8 protein-coding genes are annotated in these 6,184 nt (G+C 49.1%); 2 read left to right on the top strand and 6 right to left on the bottom strand.

Going from position 1 to position 6,184, the window contains the following annotated elements:
• The first annotated feature begins 128 nt into the window (after window positions 1-128).
• Window positions 129-335, top strand: a complete 207-nt coding sequence (locus BN587_RS03825; RefSeq protein WP_009145849.1) for a hypothetical protein — start codon at window positions 129-131, stop codon at window positions 333-335.
• A 73-nt stretch (window positions 336-408) separates the two neighbouring features.
• Here BN587_RS03825 and BN587_RS03830 read toward each other — a convergent pair whose 3' ends face one another.
• Together BN587_RS03830 and BN587_RS03835 are read right to left on the bottom strand one after the other, a co-directional pair.
• Window positions 409-615, bottom strand: coding sequence for a heavy-metal-associated domain-containing protein (locus BN587_RS03830; RefSeq protein ID WP_009145848.1), 207 nt, complete (start codon window positions 613-615; stop codon window positions 409-411).
• 19 nt (window positions 616-634) lie between these two features.
• Window positions 635-2,896 carry a heavy metal translocating P-type ATPase gene (locus BN587_RS03835; protein WP_021719829.1) on the bottom strand — a complete coding sequence of 754 codons (2,262 nt, stop codon included), beginning with the start codon at window positions 2,894-2,896 and terminating at the stop codon, window positions 635-637.
• A 220-nt stretch (window positions 2,897-3,116) separates the two neighbouring features.
• On the opposite strand from BN587_RS03835, the gene BN587_RS03840 reads away from it, so the two are divergent.
• Complete coding sequence (locus BN587_RS03840) at window positions 3,117-3,506, top strand: winged helix-turn-helix transcriptional regulator (protein ID WP_021719830.1); 390 nt, start codon at window positions 3,117-3,119, stop codon at window positions 3,504-3,506.
• 195 nt (window positions 3,507-3,701) lie between these two features.
• Here BN587_RS03840 and panD read toward each other — a convergent pair whose 3' ends face one another.
• From panD to BN587_RS11340, 4 genes are all read right to left on the bottom strand, one after another.
• Window positions 3,702-4,085 carry an aspartate 1-decarboxylase gene (panD, locus tag BN587_RS03845; RefSeq protein ID WP_009145844.1) on the bottom strand — a complete coding sequence of 128 codons (384 nt, stop codon included), beginning with the start codon at window positions 4,083-4,085 and terminating at the stop codon, window positions 3,702-3,704.
• Window position 4,086: 1 nt separating this feature from the next.
• Window positions 4,087-4,941: a pantoate--beta-alanine ligase gene (gene panC / locus BN587_RS03850; protein ID WP_021719831.1), complete on the bottom strand. Its 855-nt coding sequence runs from the start codon at window positions 4,939-4,941 to the stop codon at window positions 4,087-4,089.
• Window positions 4,942-4,972: 31 nt separating this feature from the next.
• Entirely contained in the window at window positions 4,973-5,812 is an 840-nt protein-coding gene (gene panB, locus BN587_RS03855; protein ID WP_021719832.1) for a 3-methyl-2-oxobutanoate hydroxymethyltransferase, read from the bottom strand.
• Window positions 5,805-6,184: DUF2520 domain-containing protein (locus BN587_RS11340; RefSeq protein WP_303684826.1), on the bottom strand; the 380-nt coding region annotated here is incomplete at its 5' end. The genes panB and BN587_RS11340, both read right to left, overlap by 8 nt.

Below are 6,184 nucleotides of genomic sequence, written 5' to 3' on the forward strand. Positions count from 1 at the left end.
TGTGTCCACAGTTCGATTCTGTGCTGAGGCACCAATCCAAAAACAGCACCTGCTATTGCGGGTGTTTTTTTATTATCTGTATATCTATATCTGCTTAACCACATTTTCAGCCAGCAAGGAGTGTTATCATGTTTGAAAAATTTTTCCATGAAGTAACCGGTCCCTATATCTGGGGTCTGATTCTGCTTTTATCCCTGCGTGCCATCTTCTCTTCCGTACGCAAAAAGGATTATCCGCACGCTGCTGCCTTTATCGTCGTAGCCATTGCTGCCGCATTTATGACAGCAAGCGCACTTGATATGCTTCCGCCTGCTATAGCAGAAATATTTGCATAAAAAAAGGCCGCTGCGCAGCGACCTTTTTACAAGCAAAAACGCCGCTTTACGCGGCGTTTTTTTGTGCTTATTTTCAGTTGATGCCGGTTACATCAAAGCCGGTATCCTCAACAGCAGCCTTCAAAACTGCATCATCCAGGCCTGTGCCCTCAACAACCGCATTATTGTTTTCCAAGGAAACAACAACACTTGTTACACCTGCTACAGCAGCAAGTGCTTCTTTAACGGCGCCAACACAATGTTGGCAATGCATACCTTCAATAGCAATAGTCTTAGTCATAATAAAATCTCCTTTGCAATTACAATTTTATAAAACGCAGTCTTAATGCGTTAGTAACAACAGAAACACTGCTGCAGCTCATCGCCGCCGCTGCAATCAGCGGATTCAGCAGCCAGCCGAAGGCTGCATAAAACACACCTGCGGCAAACGGAATACCGACGGCATTATAAATAAAGGCCCAGAAAAGATTTTCCTTGATATTGGTCATCACGCTGCGGCTTAAGCAAATAGCCTTCGCCACATCCAACAAGTCGCTTTTAATCAAAACCATATCAGCAGCCTCAATCGCAATATCCGTGCCGGCACCGATAGCGATACCTACATCAGCACGCGCCAACGCAGGTGCATCGTTGATGCCGTCGCCTACCATAGCGACAATATGACCTTCCTGCTGCAGCTTGCGTACTACCGCTTCCTTGTCCTGCGGCAGCACCTGCGCCACAACCTCATCCACGCCCACCTGCGCACGAATCGCCTCCGCCGTCGCCCTATTATCACCGGTCACCATCAGCACGCGTAGGCCCATTGCCTGCAGCTTGCCTATTGCCTCCTTACTCGTAGGCTTTACGGTATCGGCAACAGCAATACAGCCTAAAAGCTCGCCTGCACGTAAAAAGTATAACGGTGTTTTTCCCTGTGATGCCAGCTTTTTATGATGCTCTGTCAATGCGCTTGTCTCAACATTAAGCGCCTGCAGCAGCTTCAGATTACCGGCAGCACATACTGCGCCAACGATTTCTGCTGTAACACCTTGCCCGGGTATTTGCTTATAATTGACTGCTTCCGGCAAAGCAAGCTGCTTTGCTTCAGCAGCAGCAACAATCGCTTCACCTAACGGATGCTCTGAAAGCTTTTCCAAGCCTGCGGCAAAGGCCAGCAATTCATTTTCCGTAACCTTTACAGGCAAAATATCCGTCACCACCGGCTTGCCCGCTGTAATCGTACCTGTTTTGTCTAAGATAACGGTATCAACCTTATGCGCCGTTTCCAACGCTGTTGCCGATTTAATCAAAATGCCGCTCTTGGCACCACGCCCTGTTCCTACCATAATCGCTGTCGGTGTTGCCAATCCCAAAGCACAGGGGCAGGAAATAACGAGCACCGAAATAGCTATCGTCAGTGCAAAATGCCAGCTTGCGCCCAACGCCAGCCAGATCCCGGCTGCAATCACAGCAATGCTGATAACGGCAGGTACAAAATACCCGCTTACCTTATCCGCCAGCTTGGCAATCGGCGCTTTAGACGAAGTTGCTTCGTCCACCAGTGCAATAATCTTCGCCAAAGCTGTATCTGCACCAATCGCAGTTGCTTCCATCTTAAAGTAACCGCTTCTGTTAATAGTGCCGCCGATAACCTTGTCACCGATTGTTTTATCTACCGGCAAGCTTTCACCGGTCAACGCACTTTCGTCCAAGGCAGCGCTGCCCTCAATAATTTTACCGTCCACAGGCACGGAGGCACCGCTTTTTACAATCAGCACATCGCCTGTTACAACCTCCTCTACAGGTATTTCTCCCTGCAGACCGTGACGCTCGACAAGCGCCGTCTTCGGCGTAAGGTTCATTAGCGCCTTAATCGCATCAGAGGTGTGGCTCTTCGCCCGCGCCTCCATAAACTTACCGACGGTTACAAGTGCCAAAATTACGGCACTAGCTTCAAAATATAAGGCATCAGCAAAGCCTGGCAACAAATCAAGACGATTGTGTCCAAAGGCATACGCCATGCCAAATACGGAATACAAACCATAAATAAACGATGCACCGCTGCCTACGGCAATCAGGGAATCCATATTAGGCGCACCGCTTAAAAGATTACGCACGCCGTGGATAAAATACTTGCGGTCGATAAAAAGCACCGGAATGCACCACAGCATCTGCAGCAAAGCGTTAATCAGCTCGTTTTCCTGCCCCAGAATAAAGCTTGGCAGCGGCCAGCCCCACATGCGCCCCATGTGCTGATAAAAAACAAGACCGGCAAAAATCAGCGAGCCGATAAGACGCTGACGCATCTCCTCCATCTCCTGCGCCGCCGTATCCTGCTGCGGCACAGGCGCAGCGGCAGCTCCTGCGGCATGCACACTTGCACCGAAGCCCAGCTTTTCAATGCGGGCAATAATCTCCTTTTCATCTACAACGCTTTCATCAAAGGTAACGTGCGCATTATTTTTCAGCAGATTAACACTCATCTGCTCCACGCCCTGCATCCTGTTGACAACCTTTTCTATGCGTGACGAGCAGGCACTGCAGCTCATGCCCGTTATATCAAGTAACTGTTTTTTCATCGTGACTCCTTTCGCTTGCTATCTGTTTGACATAAAATTTTTTGTCTGCTATTATTATAGCAAACGCTATCTTTATTTCAAGAACGCACTATTTAGGTAGATAGTATGTAAAAAGATACTGTAAAGATATTTAATTTTTGATGCACAAGGCAGACATATGATTTTTTCATAGCATCATTATATCTTAATCACCTTGCTCTTTGCAGAAAGGAAACTCCAAATGAAAGACACTATTAACGTCAACTGTCCCGTTGCCGCCACGCTGCAGCTCATCGGCGGCAAATATAAAGCACTGCTCCTATGGCATCTGTCCGGCAAAATTCTGCGCTTCAACGAGCTGCGCCGCCTCGTCCCCGAAGCCACACCCAAGATGCTCACCCAGCAATTACGCGAGCTGGAAGGTGACGGCTTGATTGCGCGCAAGGTGTACGCCGTCGTACCGCCTAAGGTTGAGTATAGCCTGACGCCGCGTGGCGAAAGCCTCTTCCCCATCCTGCAGGCCATGTATGCCTGGGGCAGCAAGCTTTTAGAGGGCGAAGGCATCTGCCCGGAATGCTCCATGAAGCCTGCGGAAGCAGAACACTGCTGCTGCCATGACAAAAACGAATAGAAACGAAAAACTTCGGCTAAAACGTAACCATACTTACGATTTAGCCAAAGTTTTTGCGTTTTCACTTTAAACCAGCCGAAGTGTTGTATTCACACGCATAGCGTAACTACTTTCCAACGAAAGCAATTAATACAAAAAGCACGCTGCAGCCTGCGCTTTCGCGCAAGCCGCAACGTGCTCTTATAATACTTAAAATCAGCCGATTTCTGCTTCCTTTTCAGTACCGCGAACGTTGATCGGATGGTTGTTTTCGTCAACCATTACAACCTTCGGCACATAGGTTTTAGCTTCTTCCTCGGTCATAAGACTGTAAGCGATGATGATAACAGTATCACCAACCAGAACCTTACGTGCAGCAGCACCGTTCAGGCAGATAACACCGCTGCCACGCTCACCGGCGATAACATAGGTTTCCAGACGGTTACCGTTGTTGTTGTCAACGATTTGTACACGCTCGCCCGGAAGAATGCCGGACAGCTCCAGCAGCTCGCTGTCGATAGTAATGCTGCCCATATATTCCAGGTTAGCCTGGGTTACGGTAGCGCGATGAATTTTGCCATGGTGCATAGTATAAAGCATATTATTTCTCCTCCAAAACTACATTATCAATCAGACGGGTGGTGCCGAATTTAACAGCTACAGCCAGCAGGTTGCTGCCTGCCATCGGAGCTGCTACAGGTTTCAATTCCGGCAGTGCATAAATTTCAACATAATCAATATCAGACATAGGCTCTTCTTTAATGGAAGCGGTAACAGCCGCAGTAATCTTAGCAGCGTCACGCTCACCTGCTTCGTACTGCTCCTTAGCAGCCTTCAGGCTACGGCTCAGTACCAGAGCTGCTTTGCGCTCTGCTTCATTCAGATAGGTATTGCGGGAGCTCTTTGCCAAACCGTCAGCTTCGCGGACAATCGGCATAATGCGCAGCTGGATGTTGAAGAACAGGTCTTTTACCATGCGTTTCAGAACCTCAACCTGTTGTGCGTCCTTCTGGCCGAAGTAAGCACGGTCCGGTTGTGCCAGGTTAAACAGCTTGGTAACAACGGTAGTTACACCGCGGAAGTGAATCGGGCGGGTACGGCCGCACAGAACCTTGGTAACCTCACCGGTTACTTCAACCCAGGTTGCATCCTCGCTCGGATACATTTCCTTCGGAGCCGGAGCGAAAACTACGTTAGCGCCCATGCTTTCTGCCAGCTTGCAGTCTGCTTCCAAAGTACGCGGATAAGCGTCCAGATCTTCGTTAGGACCGAATTGAGTCGGGTTTACGAAAACGCTGACTACAACAAAGTCATTTTCCATGTTAGCTGCTTTAATCAGGGATGCATGGCCTTCATGCAAAGCGCCCATAGTAGGCACAAGGCCGATGGTCAAACCCTTAGCTTTAGCTGCTGCAACCTCTTCGCGCAGCTCTGCAACTGTATGTACTAATTTCATTTTGAATTACCTCACTTTATGTATGAAAGTATTAATATAATTTTTCTAAAACAGCATCGTCAATCTTAAAGGTATGCTCCGGAGCAGGGAAGGTTCTTGCCTTAACATCGGCAATATATTCCTTTACTGCTTCTACGGTAGTATCATGCAGATTAGCATACTTCTTAACAAATTTCGGACAGAAGCCGGTAGAAACTCCCAGCAAATCGTTGCATACGAGCACCTGGCCGTCGCAGCCGTTACCGGCGCCGATACCGATAGTAGCCATGGTTTTCAGCTCGGCGGTTACCTTAGCAGCCAGTGCGGCCGGAACGCATTCCAGTACGCAGGCAAAAGCACCTGCAGCCTCCAAAGCCTTGGCATCATCAATCATTTTTTGTGCAGCGGCAATATCCTTACCCTGTACCTTAAAGCCGCCCATCTGATTTACAGATTGCGGAGTCAGACCGATATGAGCACATACGGGAATGCCGGCCTGTGTCAGGCGTTCTACCAGAGGAACTACCTCGGAGCCGCCCTCCAGCTTAACTGCAGTGCAGCCTGTTTCCTTCAGGAAGCGCGCCGCATTGTACATTGCATCAACAATGCTTGCCTGATAGCTCATAAACGGCATATCGCCAACTACTAAAGCAGTGCTGTTGCCACGCATAACAGCCTTGGTGTGATGAATCATTTCATCCATCGTTACAGGGACTGTGGAATTATATCCTAACATTACGTTACCCAGGGAATCACCTACAAGAATCATGTCAACGCCTGCTTCGTTCACGTTGCGGGACATTGCTACGTCGTAAGCGGTTATCATCGTGATAGGTTCGCCCTTTTGCTTCATTTCTTTAATCGTTGCGACTGTTACTTGTTTGTTAGCCATAATATCCTCCAAGCAAATTTCTCAGCTCATCAGCTGCTTTTTCGTCAATAGTGCCATTAGCAAGGGCCAGCGAGGTCGTCGCCAGGCCCAGAGAGCAATAGGCAGGAATTACAGCTGCAGGTAAGGCAACAAGATGCTTTGCTACCGTGCTGACATCACCGCGGGCAATAGGTCCTGTAAGCACAGCCGCAGGATTTTGCGTAGCCTGCAAATTAGCCGCTGTGCCTTTGAACAAGGGAAGCAGAGCTTCCCAGGCAGCTTCGTTGCTGCCGGTCCAGCGCGCCATCAGCTGCGCCGCCATAGCCTCCACCGCTACAGCGTAGTTGGAGCAGATACACGCTGCCGCATGGTAGGCCGCACGTTCTTCAGCAG

This window comes from Phascolarctobacterium succinatutens CAG:287, from assembly GCF_000434895.1.
GTDB classification, from domain to species: domain Bacteria; phylum Bacillota; class Negativicutes; order Acidaminococcales; family Acidaminococcaceae; genus Phascolarctobacterium_A; species Phascolarctobacterium_A succinatutens_A.

Excerpts from the sequence above, each read along its gene's own strand:
- BN587_RS03825 (WP_009145849.1), top strand. The coding sequence starts at position 129 with ATGTTTGAAAAATTTTTCCATGAAGTAACCGGTCCCTATATCTGGGGT.
- BN587_RS03830 (WP_009145848.1), bottom strand. The coding sequence starts at position 615 with ATGACTAAGACTATTGCTATTGAAGGTATGCATTGCCAACATTGTGTT.
- BN587_RS03835 (WP_021719829.1), bottom strand. The coding sequence starts at position 2,896 with ATGAAAAAACAGTTACTTGATATAACGGGCATGAGCTGCAGTGCCTGC.
- BN587_RS03840 (WP_021719830.1), top strand. The coding sequence starts at position 3,117 with ATGAAAGACACTATTAACGTCAACTGTCCCGTTGCCGCCACGCTGCAG.
- panD (WP_009145844.1), bottom strand. The coding sequence starts at position 4,085 with ATGCTTTATACTATGCACCATGGCAAAATTCATCGCGCTACCGTAACC.
- panC (WP_021719831.1), bottom strand. The coding sequence starts at position 4,941 with ATGAAATTAGTACATACAGTTGCAGAGCTGCGCGAAGAGGTTGCAGCA.
- panB (WP_021719832.1), bottom strand. The coding sequence starts at position 5,812 with ATGGCTAACAAACAAGTAACAGTCGCAACGATTAAAGAAATGAAGCAA.